17 protein-coding genes are annotated in these 19786 nt (G+C 44.0%); 10 read left to right on the top strand and 7 right to left on the bottom strand.

What is annotated here, in order from left to right:
* Positions 1-90: 90 nt before the first annotated feature.
* Complete coding sequence (locus J8Z23_RS04275) at positions 91-864, top strand: DUF1853 family protein (protein ID WP_434635089.1); 774 nt, start codon at positions 91-93, stop codon at positions 862-864.
* Positions 865-925: 61 nt separating this feature from the next.
* On the opposite strand, the gene pgm is transcribed toward J8Z23_RS04275, so the two are convergent.
* Positions 926-2572 carry a phosphoglucomutase (alpha-D-glucose-1,6-bisphosphate-dependent) gene (pgm, locus tag J8Z23_RS04270; protein ID WP_114322600.1) on the bottom strand — a complete coding sequence of 549 codons (1647 nt, stop codon included), beginning with the start codon at positions 2570-2572 and terminating at the stop codon, positions 926-928.
* A 92-nt stretch (positions 2573-2664) separates the two neighbouring features.
* Positions 2665-3207: a replication initiation negative regulator SeqA gene (gene seqA, locus J8Z23_RS04265; protein ID WP_005393026.1), complete on the bottom strand. Its 543-nt coding sequence runs from the start codon at positions 3205-3207 to the stop codon at positions 2665-2667.
* Between the two features lie 92 nt (positions 3208-3299).
* Here seqA and J8Z23_RS04260 point away from each other — a divergent pair, with 92 nt between their 5' ends.
* The 3 genes from J8Z23_RS04260 (at position 3300) to fldA (ending at position 4983) form a co-directional block, all read left to right on the top strand.
* On the top strand, positions 3300-4067 hold the full coding sequence (locus J8Z23_RS04260; RefSeq protein ID WP_134647994.1) for an alpha/beta fold hydrolase: 768 nt from the start codon (positions 3300-3302) through the stop codon (positions 4065-4067).
* A 112-nt stretch (positions 4068-4179) separates the two neighbouring features.
* Entirely contained in the window at positions 4180-4401 is a 222-nt protein-coding gene (locus J8Z23_RS04255; RefSeq protein WP_005393038.1) for a DUF2788 domain-containing protein, read from the top strand.
* A gap of 48 nt (positions 4402-4449) precedes the next feature.
* On the top strand, positions 4450-4983 hold the full coding sequence (fldA, locus tag J8Z23_RS04250) for a flavodoxin FldA (RefSeq protein ID WP_005393040.1): 534 nt from the start codon (positions 4450-4452) through the stop codon (positions 4981-4983).
* A 50-nt stretch (positions 4984-5033) separates the two neighbouring features.
* Here the strand turns inward: fldA and J8Z23_RS04245 are convergent, their stop codons facing one another.
* Positions 5034-5537 (bottom strand): DUF4442 domain-containing protein, encoded by a 504-nt coding sequence (locus J8Z23_RS04245; RefSeq protein ID WP_005393042.1) that lies wholly within the window; start codon positions 5535-5537, stop codon positions 5034-5036.
* Positions 5538-5737: 200 nt separating this feature from the next.
* Between J8Z23_RS04245 and fcrX the strand changes: the two genes are divergently transcribed.
* A complete protein-coding gene (gene fcrX / locus J8Z23_RS04240) occupies positions 5738-6187 on the top strand; it encodes a ferric iron uptake transcriptional regulator FcrX (RefSeq protein WP_005382141.1) in 450 nt (149 codons plus the stop codon).
* A 288-nt stretch (positions 6188-6475) separates the two neighbouring features.
* Here the strand turns inward: fcrX and glnS are convergent, their stop codons facing one another.
* The gene (gene glnS, locus J8Z23_RS04235) at positions 6476-8146 is read right to left on the bottom strand and encodes a glutamine--tRNA ligase (RefSeq protein WP_005393044.1); all 1671 of its coding nucleotides are present in this window, start codon (positions 8144-8146) and stop codon (positions 6476-6478) included.
* Between the two features lie 236 nt (positions 8147-8382).
* Positions 8383-9954 (bottom strand): N-acetylglucosamine-specific PTS transporter subunit IIBC, encoded by a 1572-nt coding sequence (nagE, locus tag J8Z23_RS04230; protein ID WP_006742711.1) that lies wholly within the window; start codon positions 9952-9954, stop codon positions 8383-8385.
* A 490-nt stretch (positions 9955-10444) separates the two neighbouring features.
* Between nagE and nagA the strand changes: the two genes are divergently transcribed.
* From nagA to asnB, 4 genes are all read left to right on the top strand, one after another.
* Complete coding sequence (gene nagA, locus J8Z23_RS04225) at positions 10445-11581, top strand: N-acetylglucosamine-6-phosphate deacetylase (RefSeq protein WP_005393048.1); 1137 nt, start codon at positions 10445-10447, stop codon at positions 11579-11581.
* 2 nt (positions 11582-11583) lie between these two features.
* A complete protein-coding gene (gene nagC, locus J8Z23_RS04220) occupies positions 11584-12798 on the top strand; it encodes a DNA-binding transcriptional regulator NagC (protein ID WP_006742713.1) in 1215 nt (404 codons plus the stop codon).
* An 81-nt stretch (positions 12799-12879) separates the two neighbouring features.
* Positions 12880-14469: a cation:proton antiporter family protein gene (locus J8Z23_RS04215; RefSeq protein ID WP_006742714.1), complete on the top strand. Its 1590-nt coding sequence runs from the start codon at positions 12880-12882 to the stop codon at positions 14467-14469.
* Between the two features lie 230 nt (positions 14470-14699).
* On the top strand, positions 14700-16364 hold the full coding sequence (gene asnB, locus J8Z23_RS04210) for an asparagine synthase B (RefSeq protein WP_005393054.1): 1665 nt from the start codon (positions 14700-14702) through the stop codon (positions 16362-16364).
* Between the two features lie 148 nt (positions 16365-16512).
* Here the strand turns inward: asnB and rfaH are convergent, their stop codons facing one another.
* The gene (gene rfaH / locus J8Z23_RS04205) at positions 16513-17013 is read right to left on the bottom strand and encodes a transcription/translation regulatory transformer protein RfaH (RefSeq protein WP_005393056.1); all 501 of its coding nucleotides are present in this window, start codon (positions 17011-17013) and stop codon (positions 16513-16515) included.
* A gap of 334 nt (positions 17014-17347) precedes the next feature.
* On the opposite strand from rfaH, the gene J8Z23_RS04200 reads away from it, so the two are divergent.
* The gene (locus J8Z23_RS04200; RefSeq protein WP_005393058.1) at positions 17348-18736 is read left to right on the top strand and encodes a peptide MFS transporter; all 1389 of its coding nucleotides are present in this window, start codon (positions 17348-17350) and stop codon (positions 18734-18736) included.
* A gap of 43 nt (positions 18737-18779) precedes the next feature.
* On the opposite strand, the gene hemH is transcribed toward J8Z23_RS04200, so the two are convergent.
* A complete protein-coding gene (hemH, locus tag J8Z23_RS04195; protein ID WP_145474344.1) occupies positions 18780-19742 on the bottom strand; it encodes a ferrochelatase in 963 nt (320 codons plus the stop codon).
* Positions 19743-19786 lie beyond the last annotated feature (44 nt).

Here is a 19786-nt window from a genome sequence, read left to right as displayed (position 1 = left end):
CTTAATATCGATGCTAGCCACCCTACCCTCAAAAGCAAATTTAGTTACAATAACAAAGCTTGTCGCCTCACCATACATATAGGGATACGGATGAACCAACTGCAAAGCTTTTACCAATGGATCGCCACTTCACCTCCTCTTTTCAAGTTACGCCCTCCGTTTACAACCTTAGAGGATCTTTCGGTAACGCCTTTAAATAACGCTGAGCAATACAATGGTAATCCAAGATTGGGCTTTTTATATCAGCACTTATGCACTGCAGTTCTCTCTAGTTCAGAACGATATCAGGTTATCGCGGAAGAGGTTCAGTTAAACGACATCGAAGGTAAGACCATTGGTGCTATCGACTTGGTGTTGCGGAATACAGAATCAAATCAAATAGAACACTGGGAAGTGGCGATTAAGTTTTATCTTCTTTATAACGGCGTTTGGTATGGTCCGAATGCTCACGACCAGCTGCATACAAAACTGAATAGAATGCTTACTCATCAGTTGAAAATGAGCGATCGCCCGGAATTTCAAAAAATAATTCCGTTAAACGACGCCCCACAAGAGCATCTATTGATGCAAGGACGACTCTATATTAATCCGTTTACTCCAGAGCCAACTCCTAGCGAGTGCTTGGGTTATGAACTAAATCCAAGTCAGATTAGTGGTTACTGGTGCTACCAGCGCCAATGGGATTTAATCGGTAAGCCACTTTATCATTTACACAAACCATGCTGGGCGATTGGTACGGACGATTTCTCTCAACCCATTGAAAAGCCTTCAGACCGATTTGTACATGCACAAACGAAGGACGGTCAATTCTGGTTTGTGGTACCGGATTCCTGGCCCGGAAACAACTCAGTTCAGGAATCTTAAAACGCAAAGGGTTGATGCTTGCACATCAACCCTTTGTTTTCTAAATCGACTATTGAATGGTTTACAGGCCGGCAGCTGCAAACACTTGATTAACGATCTCTTGTGCTTCTGCTTCGATTTGTTTTAGGTGCTCTTCACCTTTGAAGCTTTCACAGTAAATCTTGTAGATGTCCTCTGTGCCTGATGGACGAGCAGCAAACCAGCCGTTTGCCGTCGTTACTTTTAGACCACCGATTGCAGCACCATTACCAGGCGCATGCGTTAGACGAGCAGTGATAGCATCACCCGCTAGAGTTTCAGCCGCGACCATTTCTGGTGACAACTTCTTCAGTACGTCTTTTTGAGGGCCATTCGCTACAGCTTGAATACGGTTGTATTTCGACTCACCGTGTTTCGCCGCTAGCTCTTCATAGTAGTCTTGTGGGTTCTTACCCGTTACCGCAGTGATCTCTGCCGCTAGAAGACATAACAAGATGCCGTCTTTGTCTGTTGACCAAGGCGTACCATCTTTACGAAGAAAAGATGCCCCGGCACTTTCTTCGCCACCGAAGCCGAATTTACCAGTGTACAGACCATCAACAAACCATTTAAAGCCTACTGGTACTTCACATAGCTCACGACCTAGATCCGCAACAACACGGTCAATCAGAGCACTTGATACTAGTGTTTTACCAACAGCTACATCTTTACCCCATGCGTCACGATGGCGGTATAGGTAGTCGATACAAACGGCTAAGAAGTGGTTCGGGTTCATCAAACCTTTTGGCGTAACGATACCGTGACGGTCGTAGTCAGGATCGTTACCAAATGCTAAATCGTATTCGTCTTTCAGTGCCAATAGACCCGCCATTGCGTATGGAGAAGAACAGTCCATACGTACAACGCCGTCTTTATCGAGAGACATGAATTGGAAAGAAGGATCAATCGCTTCACTTACTAGCGTTAGGTCTAGGTTGTATGCCTGACCAATTTGACGCCAGTAATCGATGCCGCTGCCACCCAATGGATCTACACCAATCTTCAGATTTGCTTTTTGGATTGCTTCCATATCGATAACGTTCACCAGATCATCGATATAGGGTTTAACCAAGTCCATCTCCACAAACAGATCCGATGCTTTTGCTTCTGCTAGTGGTAAGCGTTTAACACCTTGTAAACCTTCGGCAATCAGTGCGTTCGCACGATCTTCGATAGCTTGAGTCAACTCAGCTTCTGCTGGACCACCGTGAGTCGGATTGTATTTGATACCGCCGTCTTGTGGTGGGTTATGAGATGGTGTAATCACAATACCGTCTGCTTTTTCATCGTGCTTGATGTTGTAAGTCAGAATTGCGTGCGAGATACCTGGTGTTGGCGTGTAGCCGTTATCCTGCTGTACGATGACTTTTACGCCATTCGCAATCAAAACTTCAATCACGCTAGAAAATGCAGGTTCAGACAAAGCATGCGTGTCTTTACCGACAAACAAAGGACCTGTGGTCCCTTGCTGGGCACGAACTTCTGCAACCGCTTGAGCAATAGCCAAAATGTGGTTTTCGTTAAATGTATGCTTATCAGCGGTACCACGGTGACCTGATGTGCCGAATTGAACCTTGTGATCGGGGTTCTTAGCATCAGGTTGAAGCAAGAAGTAATTGGCAACAAGTGCCGGAATATTATGAAGATCTTCCTGCTGCGCTTTTTGCCCAGCACGAGGGTGCATAGCCATGTTTGACATCCTTTCTTTAAATACAAATAAAATTAAAAAAGCCTCATAATATCCGCTAACTGCGACACATTATGAGGCTTCTATCAGGTTTCTTAGATTGAACCTGTTACTTTTTCTATTAAGTCAGGTTGGTACCCCATGTGTGTCATCACTTGTTCAACCATCTGTCTTTTACGACTGGTATTGTTGTTCGTGATAACCCAAAACGGTGTGCCAGGAATGGCTTTTGGCTTGGTCGTGTTGCCATTTGCCAACAAGGTTTCTTCATTATCTGCAAAGTACACGCGTTTGCGTCCCTTTACATTCGTAGCCTGCGCGAAACCTTCTGGATTTAATTTATGTAAGGTCGATAGTACTAACATAAAGCGATCAATCGCTTTTTTTAGACCGGCAAACTCATCAGAAATAAGCAGCGAACGCATTTCTTTCACTACATCAACAGATTCCGTTTTACCCGCATCTTTACTTACTACAATCCCTTGTGGCTTCTCTACTACAGGCGCGGCTTCAGCTTCCTGCAACTGACCATCAAGGTTTAAAAGGCGTCGCAAAATATCCGAGGCGCTTTCACCGATATGCTTAGTTTGGCTAGCAATGTAACGGTATAGATCCTCATCAACCTCAATTGTTTTCATTCGCTTTTCACATTCTCAATGTTTAAACTCTGGGGGATTATAACGAGATCCTCTCGGATACTCCACGTTAAACCCATCACGAATAAGATAAAATGTCAGCATTACTCAACTATAAGCAGGAAGGCCAAGGCCAAACAGTTGTTTTGATTCACGGATTGTTTGGTAGTTTAAGTAATCTGGGTCTACTAGCCCGCGATCTTATTAAAGATCACACGGTGATCAGTATTGATCTGAGAAATCACGGCCTCTCTTTTCACTCAAACATTCATAATTACGCCGACATGGCAAAAGATGTGGCACAACTCCTACAACACTTAAATGTAGATCCATCTATTATTATTGGGCATTCAATGGGTGGAAAGGTCGCGATGACACTGGTGGACATTGCTCCAGAGCTCGTCAAACAGTTGGTTGTACTCGACATGGCACCTGTCGCCTACACAGCAAACCGTCACGACAATGTGTTTAACGGTTTACACGCAGTAATTAACGAAAAGCCAGCAAGCCGTCAACAAGCGATGGATATCCTAGCTCAACATGTTGAGATCGACGGTGTAAGACAATTTCTCTCTAAGTCACTATACAAAAATGGCGATAAAATGGACTGGCGGTTTAACGTACCGAGCCTTTATGAGAATTACGCACAAATTATCGGCTGGCAGGAAATTGCCCCAACAGACATACCCACTCTGTTTGTTAAAGGTGGTGATTCCGATTACTTAATGCCAGAGCACCAACCTGCGGTGCAAAAACAGTTCAAACAAGCAAAAGCACATATTATCGCTAATACTGGCCACTGGCTTCACGCCGAAAAACCGGCTGAAGTAATGAGAGTCATTCGGAAATACATTTCGAGTTAACAAATTCGAAAAGCAACAATAGATTATTGAAATAACCCTTCTTGTAGTGCATTAACTTTACCGTTTAACAGTGGTATAGTGCGCCCAAGATTTTTCGGCATGAAGGGCTAAAATGCTTTACGACTATATGGATATGCTCGAGTCTATTGGGCTCGATCTTCTTTTTGCTGCTATCTTCTTTTTCATCGGGATGGCAATAAAAGATGTGCTAAAGCAAGGCAATGTACCTGTTTTTGGTCGTCGTATTGTGTGGTTAGTCCTTTTCCTAGGCTGTGCTGGCTTTATTGCAAAAGGTGTAATTCAGCTAACTTGGGAAGGCTCTGGGTTAGGTTAAACCCTTAGTACCATCGCCAATAACAAACAATGTAAAGGTATAGACTCTATGGCAAGTGTAGGTATCTTCTTCGGTAGCGACACAGGTAATACTGAAGCCGTTGCAAAGATGATTCAAAAGCAACTAGGTAAGCATCTAGTTCACGTTCAAGACATCGCGAAAAGCAGCAAAGAAGACATTGATAACTTCGATCTTCTTCTTCTAGGTATCCCAACTTGGTACTACGGCGAAGCACAATGTGATTGGGATGATTTCTTCCCTGAACTTGAGCAAATCGACTTCTCTACTAAGCTAGTGGCTATCTTTGGCTGTGGCGACCAAGAGGACTACGCAGAGTACTTCTGTGACGCGATGGGCACAGTACGTGATATCGTTGAGTCTAAAGGTGGCACAATTCTTGGCCATACTTCAACAGAAGGCTACGAATTTGAAGCGTCTAAAGCACTTGTTGAAGGTGACGACAGCCAATTCGTAGGTCTATGTATCGATGAAGACCGTCAACCGGAACTGACTGACGAACGTGTTGAGAACTGGGTTAAACAGATTTACGAAGAAATGTGTTTAGCTGAGCTTGAAGGCTAAATAAATCGAATTATACAAAGACCTCCGATTGGAGGTCTTTTTGTATATTTTCACAAAGCATCGGTGAGCACTTCCTCTTCGCGATACTGAGGTTTCTTTCTTACATAAAGCTTGCGTTGAACCTCTGAAACCACATTCCCCTGCTTATCTTTTACATGGGTAATAAATTCAGGAAAACACTTTTCTCCATTCCGTGTCATTTGATAAATGTTTTCTAGCATTCCTTCAGTGACCTCAAATTCTGCAAATAAATCACTTTGCCCTGGCTTAATAAAGTTAATACTCGCCTCTTTATCCCACACGTAATACTCCTCGCGTAGAATCCCCATCAGCATCAACGAGTAAATGGGATCAGTTAAAGAGAAAATACTGCCACCATACTGAGTACGATTGGCGTTTTTATTCCACCAGCGAAGTTTCAAACGCACCTTGACGGTACGAAAGTCTTCAGAAATATGTAAGATTTTAATACCAGCGCCCCAAAAAGGTGGCCAAATATTGAGTGCGAATTTTACAATTCCTGGTTTGTATATCTTCGCAAGTCGCTTATTCATCGCAGTCCGTGCCCTCTCTAAGCTCAATGTTACATAATTGTAACTGGTCAGATCTGTAATATAATCGACCTATTTCTAATTTACAAAAAGATTCTATTAACCCTTTGAAGTTCGTGGTTTAATGTTCTGAGCGCTTATCCTATAATGGTAGGAAGATTGAATTCTGTTAAATCGCTGCAGATGATCCAACGGGAAAGTATATGTCAGATAATAATCAGGCGCTGAAGGATGCGGGTTTAAAAGTAACCCTTCCAAGGCTAAAAATTCTAGAAGTACTTCAGCAGCCAGACTGCCAGCACATCAGTGCTGAAGATTTGTACAAAAAGTTGATTGATCTAGGTGAAGAGATTGGCCTAGCAACTGTTTACCGAGTTCTAAACCAATTCGATGATGCTGGTATTGTAACTCGTCACCACTTTGAAGGTGGTAAGTCAGTCTTCGAATTATCGACTCAACATCACCACGACCATCTAGTGTGCCTAGACTGTGGTGAGGTAATTGAATTTTCTGACGATCTTATTGAAGAACGTCAAAAAGAGATTGCAGCTAAGTACAATGTCACGCTAACAAACCACAGCTTATACTTGTACGGCAAGTGCAGTGATGGTGGTTGTAAAGACAATCCAGATGCACACAAACCAAAAAAATAACGGTTTGTTGATTTAAAATAAACGTCAGCTCATGCTGGCGTTTTTTGTTTCTGAGGGCGATATCTTTCAATAGCTGAATTGCCGTACCAACTTTTGTAAAGCGTCGATTAGACTTACCAATTCAAACCTTAATAAACATCATTGTTTTGCTTCCAAACCGAACATTTATCAAACGCCCCTCACTCTTAATCAGCTCCCTACATTACCTATAACCGCCGAATTACGATAATGAGAATAAAAAATGCCAGCATTTGCTGGCATTTTTATCGATTTTTGCATTAATCGAGATTATTGGTTCTCAATTTTTGCCCAAGTATCACGTAGGCCAACCGTGCGGTTGAATACTAGTTTATCTGCTGAAGAATCTTTCGAGTCTGCGCAGAAGTAACCCATACGCTCAAACTGGTAGCCTTTTTCTGCTTCTGCTGACGCTAAGCTAGGCTCTACAAAACCATTGATCACAACTAATGATTCAGGGTTGATTGTAGAAGCAAAGTCTTCTGCTGCACCCGGGTTTGGAACCGTAAATAGACGATCGTACAGACGGATTTCCGCTGGTAATGCTTTATCAGCTGATACCCAATGAATCACACCTTTTACTTTACGGCCATCAGCCGGATTCTTACCTAGTGTGTCTGCATCGTAAGAACAGAAGATAGTCGTGATGTTGCCTTCGGCATCTTTTTCAACGCGCTCTGCTTTGATCACGTAAGCACCACGTAAGCGAACTTCTTTACCTAGCACTAAACGCTTGTACTTTTTGTTCGCCTCTTCACGGAAGTCTTCACGCTCAATCCACAACTCACGAGTGAATGGTACTTCACGCACACCCATCTCTGGTTTGTTTGGGTGATTAGCAACCGTCAAGTTTTCTACTGCACCTTCTTCAAAGTTTTCGATAACAACTTTAACAGGATCCAGCACAGCCATTGCACGCGGAGCGTTCTCGTTTAGGTCATCACGAATACAAGATTCTAATGAGCTAAACTCGATCATATTTTCTTGCTTCGTTACACCAATACGCTTACAGAATTCACGGATAGATGCTGGCGTGAAGCCACGACGACGCAGACCTGAGACTGTTGGCATACGTGGGTCATCCCAACCGTTAACCAGTTTTTCAGTGACGAGTTGATTAAGCTTACGCTTAGACATCACTGTGTACTCAAGGTTTAAGCGACTGAACTCGTACTGATGTGGACGGCTTTCGATCGTGATGTTGTCCAGAACCCAGTCGTACAGACGACGGTTATCCATAAACTCAAGCGTACAGATAGAATGCGTAATGCCTTCTAATGCATCAGAGATACAGTGCGTGAAGTCGTACATTGGGTAAATGCACCACTTATCACCAGTTTGGTGGTGCGTAGCAAAACGCACACGGTATAAAACTGGATCGCGCATAACCATGAATGAAGAACCCATGTCAATCTTGGCACGAAGACACGCTTTACCTTCTTCAAATTCACCAGCGCGCATTTTTTCAAATAACGCTAAGTTCTCTTCAACAGAACGGTCACGGTATGGGCTTGGTTTACCTGGCGCCTTTAGCGTGCCACGGTATTCACGAATCTGCTCAGGACTTAGCTCATCTACGTACGCTAAGCCTTTGTTAATCAATTCAATTGCATATTCGTAAAGCTTATCGAAGTAGTTTGATGAGTAACATACTTCACCACTCCACTCAAAGCCCAACCAGTTTACATCTTTCTTGATAGACTCAACGTATTCGATGTCTTCTTTTTCAGGGTTCGTATCGTCGAAACGTAGATTACATTGACCCTGGTAGTCCTGAGCAATACCGAAGTTCAAACAGATAGACTTAGCATGACCGATATGCAGGTAGCCATTTGGCTCCGGCGGGAATCGAGTATGCACGCTAGTGTGTTTACCATCCGCTAGATCTTTATCAATGATCTGGCGAATAAAGTTTGATGGACGAGCATCAGCTTCACTCATCTATAGCACCTCAAAAATATTAGTATTGTCAGAGAAAACGGAACTCTGCATCCAAGTATGGTTTTGCAGAGTACATTGTTTCTAATGATCCACAATTCTAAGCAATTAGACAACAAGAACTCGCGCTAAAACGACAATATTTATCGAGTTAGTGCGAAAGCACAGCAGATTCAAAGTGCCAAAACAAAAAAAGACCTCCCGAGGGAGGTCTTTAGTCAGATATCAGTTCGATGTAATTAAGGCAATTTTACATTCGATAGGTCTTCATTAGCACCGATTGCTTTCATTTCGCCAGCAACGATTTCAGCTAGAGGGCCAAGGATAACTTGAAGGTTGTTTTCACCAAGTTTAACCACACCTTTCGCACCCAATTTCTTCAGTACTTCCTCATCAGCGACTGAACGATCTTTTAGCGTCAAGCGTAGTCGAGTGATACATGCGTCGATTGAAGTTAGGTTGTCATGACCGCCAAGTGCTTTTAAGTATTGGCGAGCTAGGTCACCACTTTTCTTCTCACCAGCAGGCGCTGCTGCTTCGCTGTCGTCATCTTCACGACCAGGCGATTTCAAGTTGAATGCGCGGATTGCGAAGCTGAATGTGAAGAAGTATAGAGCACCAAAGCCAAGACCAACTGCACCAAGTAGTAGCGGTTTAGTTGCTAGACCGTAGTTCAACAAGTAGTCAATTAGACCAGCTGAGAATGTGAAGCCGTGTAGCGTACCAAGCATGTTCGCAACAACAAGCGACAGACCAGTGAACACTGCGTGAATCGCGTATAGTGCAGGCGCTAGGAATACGAACATGAACTCTAGAGGCTCTGTGATACCAGTTAGGAATGAACAGAATGCAACAGAGAACAATGCACCACCAACTTGGCTGCGTTTCTCAGCAGGAGCCGCTAGGTACATAGCAAGCGCCGCACCAGGTAGACCGAACATCATTACTGGGAAGAAACCGTTCATGAACACACCAGCGCTCTTATCGCCGCCGAAGAAACGGTGTAGGTCACCAGATTTAACTGTTTCAGTTACTTCCTTCACTGTTGCAGTGATTTCAGGAGTGACAGAGTTAGCGAATTCAAATGTATGAGTTTGACCAGCCACAAGCGTTTTCGCTAGCGCAGGATCCACACACAGTTGTTGTAGAGCAGGAAGCGCTTGACCCGCAGCATTTGCACCAGTTACTAGCACTTCTTGACAAGACCCCATACCAAACCAGAAGAATGAGTTAAGTACGTGGTGTAGACCTACAGGAATAAGGGCTCGGTTCAGTGTACCGTAGATAAACTGACCAATAGCGCCAGAAGTTGAGATGCCATGAGCAAGCGCATCTAGACCACCTTGAATTGTTGGCCATACAATGCCACCAACTGCACCAGCAACTAAAGCGAATAGACCTGCCATAATCGGCACTAAACGTTTACCAGAGAAGAAAGCAAGCCACTCAGGAAGACGTGTAGCATGGAAAGCGTTGTAAGAGTGGCCAGCAATAATACCTGCGATGATACCACCAAAGAACGACATGTTTACTGATGCATCAATTGTTGACGCTGTCGCTGTCAGTACAAAGTACGCAACTGCACCAGCAAGGCCAGCTGCACCTTGACCGTCTTTAGATAGACCGATCGCAATACCAAGGCCAAACAACAATGGAAGGTTAGAAAAGATTGAGTTACCTGCTTGTGCCATAAATGCGATGTCAAAAACATCCGGCTGGCCCAAGCGCAGTAACAAGCCTGCGATTGGCAAAGTCGCAATAGGAAGCATAAGAGCTTTACCTAACTTCTGCGCGTATCCGAGAATATTCACCTTAAGTTCCCCCTATAGGATTAGATGTTATGTTGAATGACTTATTTCAGTCGTCCAATTTAGTCATCCTCAGTTTATGACATTAATTTTGCTCCGCAAATTAAAAGCTCACCGTTTGTGATCATAATCACCACAATTTGCCCTTTCGGAAGGTTTTTGCTAGCGAGATCATAAAACTTATTTTATTATACGAAAAAATGGCGTTTTAAAGATAATATTCTCGCACTTTATGCAAGGCAGAATCAGTGTTATTTTTGGTATCTAGGCGGGTAAATCACTGTAACTTTGCTCTGAAAAAGAATCATAAAAAACCATACAATTATTACTTTTCAGTTAGTTACTATGACAATAACATCGATAAAACGCGACTTGCTGTATGTGACTCGTTATCTAATTCAGTGATACAAACTAAGTACCCATATGACTAAAGCAGTCTCCACTTAGGTAACGATATAGAAATTGAATTCTCATCTATAAGGACTAGCTGACTATGTACGCGCTAAGTAACTGTAAAATTTATACCGGTAGTGATGTTCTTACCGATCATGCGGTCATCATCGAAAACGACCTTATTCAATCTATTGTACCGGCTGCAGAGCTACCTCAGGGCATCGAAGTGAAAGACCTCGCAGGCGCAAACCTAAGTCCGGGCTTTATCGACCTGCAACTGAATGGCTGTGGCGGTGTAATGCTAAACGATGCAATCACACCGGAAACCATGCAAATCATGCACGAAGCAAACCTCAAGTCCGGCTGTACTAGCTTCTTACCAACGCTCATTACTTCATCAGACGAAGATATGCGAACTGCAATTTCTGCCGCTCGTGAATATCATAACCAATATCAAAACCAATCACTTGGTCTACACCTAGAAGGTCCTTATCTTAACGTCGCGAAAAAAGGTATCCACAACGTCGATTTTATTCGCCCGTCAGATGAAAGCATGATTGATCTTATCTGCGCAAACGCCGATATCATCGCTAAAGTAACGCTTGCACCAGAGCAAAACGATCCAGAGCATATTGCACGATTAAAAGCAGCCGGCATCGTAGTTTCTATTGGTCATACAAATGCGACCTACGCCGAAGCGCGTAAAGGCTTTGAAGCAGGTATTACTTTTGCCACACACCTATTTAACGCGATGACGCCAATGGTTGGTCGTGAACCTGGAGTTGTTGGTGCAATTTATGATACGCCTGACGTTTATGCTGGCATTATTGCTGATGGTTTCCACGTAGACTACGCAAACATCCGAATTGCTCATAAAATCAAAGGTGAAAAGCTTGTTTTGGTGACGGATGCCACAGCTCCAGCAGGTGCTAACATTGATCACTTTATTTTTGTCGGTAAGAAAGTATATTACCGAGATGGTAAGTGTGTTGATGAAAACGGCACACTAGGCGGCTCAGCTTTGACAATGATAGAAGCAGTTCAGAATTCAGTTGAGCACGCGGGGATCGCTTTAGACGAAGCTCTACGAATGGCCACGTTATACCCAGCAACTGCAATTGGTGTTGAGGATCGCCTTGGCCGAGTTCGAAAAGGGATGGTTGCAAACCTAACCATTTTCGATCGTGACTTCAAAGTAAAAGCGACGGTTGTTAACGGACAATACGAGCAAAATTAAGCATGAATGGCGGACAGATTGGTAATGTAGATTTAGTAAAACAGCTTAACAGCGCTGCGGTATATAGGCTGATTGATCAGCAAGGTCCTATCTCCCGTATTCAAGTCGCAGATGTGAGCCAGCTCGCACCTGCTAGTGTTACCAAAATAACCCGCCAACTTTTAGAGCGCGGCCTTATTAAAGAGGTCGCCCAGCAAGCTTCAACTGGTGGTCGTCGTGCAATCTCTCTGACCACCGAAGTCAAACCCTTCCACTCTATTGCGGTTCGTTTAGGTCGAGATTACGTACAATTTTGTTTGTACGATTTAGGTGGCACTGCACTTGCGGAAGATCAGCACGAACTGCATTACACCAACCAAGCTGACTTGATCGCTGGGCTTATCGATTTACTTAAAGACTTCGTAAACCGTTGCGAAGACAAAATTGATCAGCTCATCGCAATTGGTATTACGCTACCGGGCCTTGTTAACCCAACAACAGGCGTGGTTGAGTACATGCCGAATACCGATATCGATAATCTGGCGCTGGGTGAAATTGTTGGAGAGAAGTTTAATACCGCATGCTTTGTTGGGAATGACGTACGTGGCATGGCGTTAGCGGAGCACTACTTTGGGGCAAGCCAAGACTGTCAGGACTCCATTTTAGTTAGCGTTCACCGCGGTACTGGCGCAGGTATTATCGTTAACGGCCAGGTTTTTCTTGGCTTTAACCGCAACGTCGGTGAAATTGGTCATATCCAAATCGATCCGCTTGGTGAACAGTGCCAATGTGGGAACTTTGGTTGCTTAGAAACCGTAGCAGCGAACCCAGCTATTATCCAACGAGTAAAACAACTGATTGCTCAAGGCTATGAGTCAAGCTTGACTGACCTTGAAAACATCACGATTGAAGCAGTGTGTCAGCATGCAATGGATGGTGACGAACTTGCAAAGCAGAGTTTAGTGCGAGTGGGTAACCAGTTAGGTAAAGCGATTGCAATTACCGTTAACTTGTTTAACCCTCAGAAAATTGTCATTGCGGGCGACATTACTGCTGCACAAGATATAGTCTTCCCTGCAATTCAACGCAATGTCGAAAATCAATCTCTCAAAACTTTCCATAACGACCTTCCTATCGTGGCTTCACACATTGATAAGCAGCCAACGATGGGCGCATTTGCGATGATTAAACGCGCAATGCTAAACGGAGTTTTGTTACAAAAGTTACTTGAAGACTAAGTTTATACAACTAATTGAGTTACAATCTCGGGCTGTGTTTTCACAGCCCGTTTTTGTATATCAGGAATACAGCTCAACAGTATGGAAATTATTCTAATTACAACAGCTTTTTTAGCTGGCTTTATTGCGCTTAAATGTAGCCTCCCTCCCCTCGTTGGTTTTCTACTGGCAGGATTTGGTTTGCATGCATTTGGCTATCAAAGCAATGACGTTATCGTCACTCTTGCAGATCTTGGTGTCACTCTTCTTCTATTCACGATCGGACTCAAGCTTGATGTCAAAACGCTACTGTCCAAAGAAATATGGGGAGGAGCGACCGCCCACAACATACTGTCTACCGCTTTTTTTGCACTAGCGCTATCAGGTTTAAAACTACTGGGCTTAACTTCGCTCGCCAGTATGGATAGCGGTCAAATCCTACTTTTAGCTTTTGCACTATCTTTCTCCAGTACCGTTTTTGCCGTAAAAGCATTGCAAGAAAAAGGGGAAATGAACGCGACCTACGGCACACTCGCGATCGGTATCTTGGTTATGCAAGATATTTTTGCCGTGGTATTCCTGACTGCTTCAACCGGCAAAGTCCCAGAATGGTATGCCATTGGTTTGTTCGCATTGCCTTTCCTTCGTCCACTATTCTATAAACTGTTAGATAAAGTTGGCCACGGCGAAATGCTGGTGCTGTTCGGTATTTTCTTCGCGCTTGTTGTTGGGGCAGGGCTATTCGAACTGGTCGGAATGAAACCAGACTTGGGCGCGCTGATTTTAGGCATGCTACTCGCTGGCCACCCTAAAGCTTCAGAGCTATCCAAATCGCTATTCAATATGAAGGAGCTGTTCTTAGTCTGCTTCTTTTTAAACATTGGCTTGTCCGCTTCATTGAGCGTCAATGGCGTCGTACTCGCCCTACTATTTATCTTACTGCTGCCAATAAAAGGGCTCTTGTACTTCGTCACGATTAATCACTTTAAGTTTCGAGTACGTACCTCTTTGCTCGCCTCTTTATCGCTGTTCAACTACAGTGAGTTTGGCCTTATAGTCGCAGGGTTGGCTTACAAAATGGGCTGGATGCCAAGCGATATGCTCGCTGCGATTGCGGTTGCGGTGTCCGTGTCCTTTATTATTTCTGCGCCACTTAACCGCCTTAGCCACAAAATTTATCAACACTCCGGCAAGTGGCTGCAAGAGACAGCCGCAGAAAAGCTTAACCAGCGTGACCAACTCATTAACCCTGGGCATGCCCAGGTATTAATCTTAGGCATGGGGCGCATCGGGACTGGGGCCTATGATGAATTACGTGCGCGCTATGGCAAAATTTCACTAGGCATAGAAATTCGTGAAGATGCAGCACATCAGCACCGTTCAGAGGGAAGAAACGTGATCGCTGGCGATGCCACAGACCCAGATTTTTGGGAACGAATTTTAGATACAGGTCATGTCAAACTGGTGCTGCTTGCCATGCCTCATCATCAAGGTAACCAAACCGCACTTGAGCAGCTTAAACGCAGAAAATATAAAGGGCAAATAGCTGCTATCGCCGAGTACCCAGATCAGTTGGAAGGTTTGCTGGAAAGCGGAGTTGACGCCGCATTCAATATATACAGTGAAGCAGGTAGCGGTTTTGCTCGACATGTGTGTAAACAACTCGAACCTCAGTTCACACCAATAAAATAAGCAACCATACTAATATTTTTTAAAAGCCTTTCTATCAATAGAAAGGCTTTTTTGTATGGTTTTTATACCAAACCTTGATTTCATTCACCAAACGAGCCATTAAGTTAAATAATATTTACACAACAAGGCTTTTTATCATTTTTATAATCATAAAACGTTGCTTTTTTTACTAGTAATGGCAAATTGAAGCCATACCGATTAGAAATTATTTAGTTTAGTAAGGATGTAGTATGTGTTCAGTATTTGGCATTTTAGACATTAAAAGCGATGCAGCCGCATTGCGCCCTATCGCATTAGAAATGTCGAAAAAACTTCGTCATCGTGGCCCTGACTGGTCTGGGATTTACTCTTCAGAGCGCGCTATTTTAGCGCATGAGCGCTTGGCGATTGTTGGTCTAAATAGTGGTGCACAACCGCTATACAGCCCTGATAAAAAGCTCATCCTTGCAGTCAATGGTGAAATCTACAACCATAAAGAAATTCGTGCTCGTTACGAAGGAAAATACGAGTTTCAAACCGATTCAGACTGTGAAGTCATTCTTGCACTGTACCAAGATATGGGTGCAGATCTCCTTGAAGAACTAAACGGTATTTTCGCTTTTGTTCTGTACGATGAAGAAAAAGACGAATACTTAGTCGGTCGCGACCACATTGGCATTATCCCTCTTTATCAAGGTCATGATGAGCATGGCAACTACTATGTTGCATCAGAGATGAAGGCACTTGTTCCAGTATGTAAAACAGTGAGCGAGTTCCCTCCTGGTAGCTACTACAGCTCAAAAGATGCCGAGCCAACGCGTTACTATGTTCGTGACTGGAACGAATACGCTGCCGTTCAAGGTAACACCACCAGCAAAGAAGAACTGACTGAAGCCCTAGAAGCGGCTGTTAAACGCCAACTAATGACTGACGTGCCTTACGGTGTACTTCTTTCAGGTGGTCTAGATTCTTCTATTACATCTGCGGTAGCAAAACGCTTTGCAGCGATGCGTATTGAAGATGATGAAAAGTCTGAAGCTTGGTGGCCACAACTGCACTCTTTTGCTGTGGGTCTAGAAGGTGCACCAGATTTAAAAGCAGCTCGAGAAGTTGCCGACCAAATCGGTACCGTTCACCATGAAATGACTTATACAATTCAAGAAGGTCTCGACGCGATTCGCGACGTGATTTACCACATCGAAACGTACGATGTGACCACCATTCGCGCATCCACGCCTATGTTCTTAATGGGTCGCAAGATCAAAGCGATGGGCATTAAGATGGTACTTTCTGGTGAAGGTGCAGATGAGATCTTTGGTGGTTACCTATATTTCCACAAAGCACCAAACGCGAAAGAGTTCCACGAAGAAACGGTACGTAAGCTGCTTGCTCTGAACATGTTTGACTGCGCGCGCGCAAACAAATCGCTAGCGGCATGGGGGGTTGAAGGCCGAGTACCGTTCCTTGATAAAGAGTTTATCGACGTTGCAATGCGCCTGAACCCAGCAGATAAGATGTGTGGCAACGGCAAAATGGAAAAACACATTCTACGCGAGTGTTTTGAGCATTACTTGCCAGAGTCGATCGCATGGCGTCAAAAAGAGCAGTTCTCTGATGGCGTAGGTTACAGCTGGATTGATACGTTGAAAGAAGTCGCAGAGCAAAAAGTGACGGATCAGCAGATGGAAACGGCTCAATACCGCTTCCCATACAACACGCCAACCACAAAAGAAGGTTACGTGTACCGAGAAATCTTTGAAGAGCTATTCCCACTACCTTCAGCGGCTGAGTGTGTGCCAGGTGGTCCTTCAGTAGCTTGTTCATCAGCGAAAGCGATTGAATGGGATGAGTCATTCCAAAACTGTGTAGACCCGTCAGGCCGTGCGGTGCAAACCGTCCATAACGACGCTTACTAAGCGACTAAGTAGGGTGTGATGCCCTACTCCTAATCGGTAACCATCGTTGTTTTGCTAAGCTCGCTAAACAGCGTCCCACTGCTGGTGATTACCAGCAAGATTAAAAAAGAGGTGCCAAAGCACCTCTTTTTTTGTTTGTACACATTAGCTATTTCAAGTCTAAATCGCTGTTATCAATACTGACAGGCACTCGTTTAGTGATCATCTGCACTAACATGATTGAGCGTTTCTCACCATCTTGCTCCTGGAAGATAGCATCTATACCAGCAAACTGACCGCTCTTAACTCGGATTTGATCACCTGGTTTTGGCATACACTCAGAAGCGGTATTTTCATTACAGCATTTTTCTAGCTGCATCAATTCAAAGACTAAGTCACCTTGGACTTCTTTCGGTTGAGCACCAAAACGCACAAAATCAACAACCCCTCGAGTGGAGCGGACTGAGGTGAAGTTAGGTCCCTGTTCATAATCAAAGTAAGCAAACACATAACAAGGAAACAGCGGCTCTTCGACTTTTTGTCTTTTCCCGCGCAAAATCTTCTCAACTTCTACAGTTGGATAAAAGCACTCTACACCTTGGTTTTCAAGGTGCTGTTTCGCCCTAACCTGCTCCCCACGTTTACAATAAAGTAGATACCAACGTTTCATCTTTTTTACTAGCCAATTCTATTTTGTTTTTATCCTAGCATTAAGCCAAAGTTGAGTCATTGACATTCAGTTTATCTATAAAAGTATGATTATACATCGCTCGCATTAACGGTATCTTTTCAAGAACTTACGAGAAGAAGTCCATAGACAAAAATGGAAATTAAGTTTGTAACACAGCCAACACACCATCATATCATCTGCAAATTCACCCAAAAACAGTCACTTAACAAACAACTTTAGTCGTAATGCAAAATTTTATTGTTTGTCACTCATTAAATTGCAATGTATACGTAGAAGTCGTTAAAAAATGTAATAACTATTATTAGAAGAGCTTATGTCAAACCAACATCAATATTTCGGCCATCCTCGTGGCTTGTTCTTATTGTTCGGTACTGAACTGTGGGAACGCTTTTCTTACTACGCAATGCGCGCCATTCTAGTACTTTACCTTACAGATACAACGATGAATGGCGGCCTTGGCTGGTCAACCAAAGACGCACTAGACCTATACGGTATTTATACTGGTCTTGTGTATATCACACCTCTCATCGGAGGTTACTTAGCGGATAACTATCTAGGTCAACGCCGTTCAATTTTGCTTGGTGGCGCGTTAATGGCTATCGGCCAGTTTACACTTGCACTTCCTGCTGACGCTCTGGGTATTGGTTCGCTACACAGTTTCTATTTAGGTCTTGGTCTGCTTATCACTGGTAACGGCCTCTTTAAGCCGAATATCTCAACCATGGTTGGCGATTTATATAAAGAGGGTGACAACCGTCGTGACGGTGCATTCACCATCTTCTACATGGGGATCAACTTAGGTGCATTGCTTGCAGGCGTCGTTTCTGGCTCTGTGACAACCTCTTACGGTTGGAAAGCCGGTTTTGTGGCCGCAGGTGTAGGTATGATTATTAGCTTAGTGATGCAAATGGTGCTAGCTCAGTCTTGGCTTGGTGACATCGGTCGCGAGCCCGCAGCAAAACGAGATCTAAGCAACAAAAACTCAACCACGAAGCAACCCCTAACGAAAGAAGAAGTAAACCGACTAAAAGTAATTTTGGTCATGAGCTTATTCACTATCGTCTTCTGGGCTGGCTTTGAGCAGGCCGGTGGCCTAATGAACATCTACACTCAACAATATACTGATCGTATGATTGGTGGCTTTGAAGTACCTGCTGCGTGGTTCCAATCGCTAAACCCATTTTTCATTATTACCCTAGCACCAGTTCTGGCGGTCCTTTGGGTAAAACTGGGTAAACGCGAACCTACGTCGCCAGTGAAATTTGCGATGGCACTATTTTTCTTGGCAATTGGCTTCCTATGTATGGTTGGCGCTGTGCTAGAACAAGGTGGAGACACAACGGTAAAAACATCAATGTTGTGGCTGGTGGGTGCTTTCTTCTTCCATACATTGGGCGAACTGTGCTTATCTCCAATTGGTCTTTCACTGGTGACCAAGTTAGCACCGCTTCGCTTAGCTTCACTCATGATGGGTGCATGGTTTGGCTGTAATGCGATTGCAAACTACGTTGCGGGCTATGTGGGATCTCACGTAGGCGAATTGGGCGCAATGGCTATCTTTAGTGGCATTGCCGTCAGCGCTACCGTGAGTGGTGTCATCCTACTTCTATTCTCGAATACGCTCGTTCGCTGGATGCATGGTGCAGAGAATACTCACAGCACAGCAGAACAAGTCGAAGAGCAGCAAGTACAAGTCGCTTAATCGCTCTACAAAAAAGGGTCGCTTTTGCGACCCTTTTTTGTACCTAAAGCTTAGAGTGAACTAACTCAGCCATCATTTCTATATGAAGCTCACTATCGTTCAAACAAGGAATGTAGGTAAAGCTTTCTCCACCTGCTTCAAGGAAGATCTCTTTACACTCTTCCGAGATCTCTTCCAACGTTTCTAAACAATCCGAAGAGAATGCTGGTGTCACTACATTGATATTTTTTACCTCTTTTGCAGGAAGTGCCTCTAGAGTTTTATCGGTATAGGGCTGTAACCACTCTTCTCGGCCAAATCGAGACTGATACGTCATACCTATCTGTTGCTCGTTTAACCCTAACGCTTCAGCGAGTAAGCGAGTCGTCTCTTCACAGTGCTGAGGGTAAACATCTCCATTATCAGCGTAACGTTTTGGAATACCGTGATAAGAACATAGCAAGTAGTCTCCCTTACCATACTCTTGCCAATGTTCACGAACTGAATGCGCTAACGCTTCAATGTATTTCGGGTGATTGTAGTAATCCCGAATAAAGCTAAAGCCCGGCATCACGGGCAGGTTTTTAAACGCTTTAGTGATTCCGTCAGAAACCGCTGCCGTTGTTGTGCCCGAGTATTGCGGATACAAAGGTAAAACGATGACTTCCTCTACCCCTTGGGCCAACAGCGCTTCAAAACCTGATTGCAAACTTGGATTTCCATAAGTCATGCCAAGTTCGACTGGCATATCAAGCTTTTGAGCCAACTTTTCTGTTTGACGCTTAGAGTACACCATCAGTGGCGAGCCCTCTTCCATCCAAACTGATTGGTAGAGTTTAGCAACCTTGGGAGCTCGGATTGGAAGGATAACGCCGTGCAATAGCGGACACCAAAGCCATCGAGTCATGTCTACCACTCGGTGATCATGAAGAAACTGACTTAAAAAGCGCTTTACGGCAGGAGCGGTTGGTGCGTCAGGAGTACCCAGGTTCACTAGGAGTACACCCTGTTTATTATTCTCTTTCATAACATCCTATTCATGGTAAACGGCTTGGTTCATATACTTAAATA

The sequence above is a fragment of the Vibrio sp. SCSIO 43086 genome, assembly GCF_051132235.1.
GTDB classification, from domain to species: Bacteria; Pseudomonadota; Gammaproteobacteria; order Enterobacterales; family Vibrionaceae; genus Vibrio; species Vibrio diabolicus.
This window is presented reverse-complemented; position numbering and strand designations above follow the sequence as displayed.

Excerpts from the sequence above, each read along its gene's own strand:
- J8Z23_RS04275 (WP_434635089.1), top strand. The coding sequence starts at position 91 with ATGAACCAACTGCAAAGCTTTTACCAATGGATCGCCACTTCACCTCCT.
- pgm (WP_114322600.1), bottom strand. The coding sequence starts at position 2,572 with ATGGCTATGCACCCTCGTGCTGGGCAAAAAGCGCAGCAGGAAGATCTT.
- seqA (WP_005393026.1), bottom strand. The coding sequence starts at position 3,207 with ATGAAAACAATTGAGGTTGATGAGGATCTATACCGTTACATTGCTAGC.
- J8Z23_RS04260 (WP_134647994.1), top strand. The coding sequence starts at position 3,300 with ATGTCAGCATTACTCAACTATAAGCAGGAAGGCCAAGGCCAAACAGTT.
- J8Z23_RS04255 (WP_005393038.1), top strand. The coding sequence starts at position 4,180 with ATGCTTTACGACTATATGGATATGCTCGAGTCTATTGGGCTCGATCTT.
- fldA (WP_005393040.1), top strand. The coding sequence starts at position 4,450 with ATGGCAAGTGTAGGTATCTTCTTCGGTAGCGACACAGGTAATACTGAA.
- J8Z23_RS04245 (WP_005393042.1), bottom strand. The coding sequence starts at position 5,537 with ATGAATAAGCGACTTGCGAAGATATACAAACCAGGAATTGTAAAATTC.
- fcrX (WP_005382141.1), top strand. The coding sequence starts at position 5,738 with ATGTCAGATAATAATCAGGCGCTGAAGGATGCGGGTTTAAAAGTAACC.
- glnS (WP_005393044.1), bottom strand. The coding sequence starts at position 8,146 with ATGAGTGAAGCTGATGCTCGTCCATCAAACTTTATTCGCCAGATCATT.
- nagA (WP_005393048.1), top strand. The coding sequence starts at position 10,445 with ATGTACGCGCTAAGTAACTGTAAAATTTATACCGGTAGTGATGTTCTT.
- nagC (WP_006742713.1), top strand. The coding sequence starts at position 11,584 with ATGAATGGCGGACAGATTGGTAATGTAGATTTAGTAAAACAGCTTAAC.
- J8Z23_RS04215 (WP_006742714.1), top strand. The coding sequence starts at position 12,880 with ATGGAAATTATTCTAATTACAACAGCTTTTTTAGCTGGCTTTATTGCG.
- asnB (WP_005393054.1), top strand. The coding sequence starts at position 14,700 with ATGTGTTCAGTATTTGGCATTTTAGACATTAAAAGCGATGCAGCCGCA.
- rfaH (WP_005393056.1), bottom strand. The coding sequence starts at position 17,013 with ATGAAACGTTGGTATCTACTTTATTGTAAACGTGGGGAGCAGGTTAGG.
- J8Z23_RS04200 (WP_005393058.1), top strand. The coding sequence starts at position 17,348 with ATGTCAAACCAACATCAATATTTCGGCCATCCTCGTGGCTTGTTCTTA.
- hemH (WP_145474344.1), bottom strand. The coding sequence starts at position 19,742 with ATGAAAGAGAATAATAAACAGGGTGTACTCCTAGTGAACCTGGGTACT.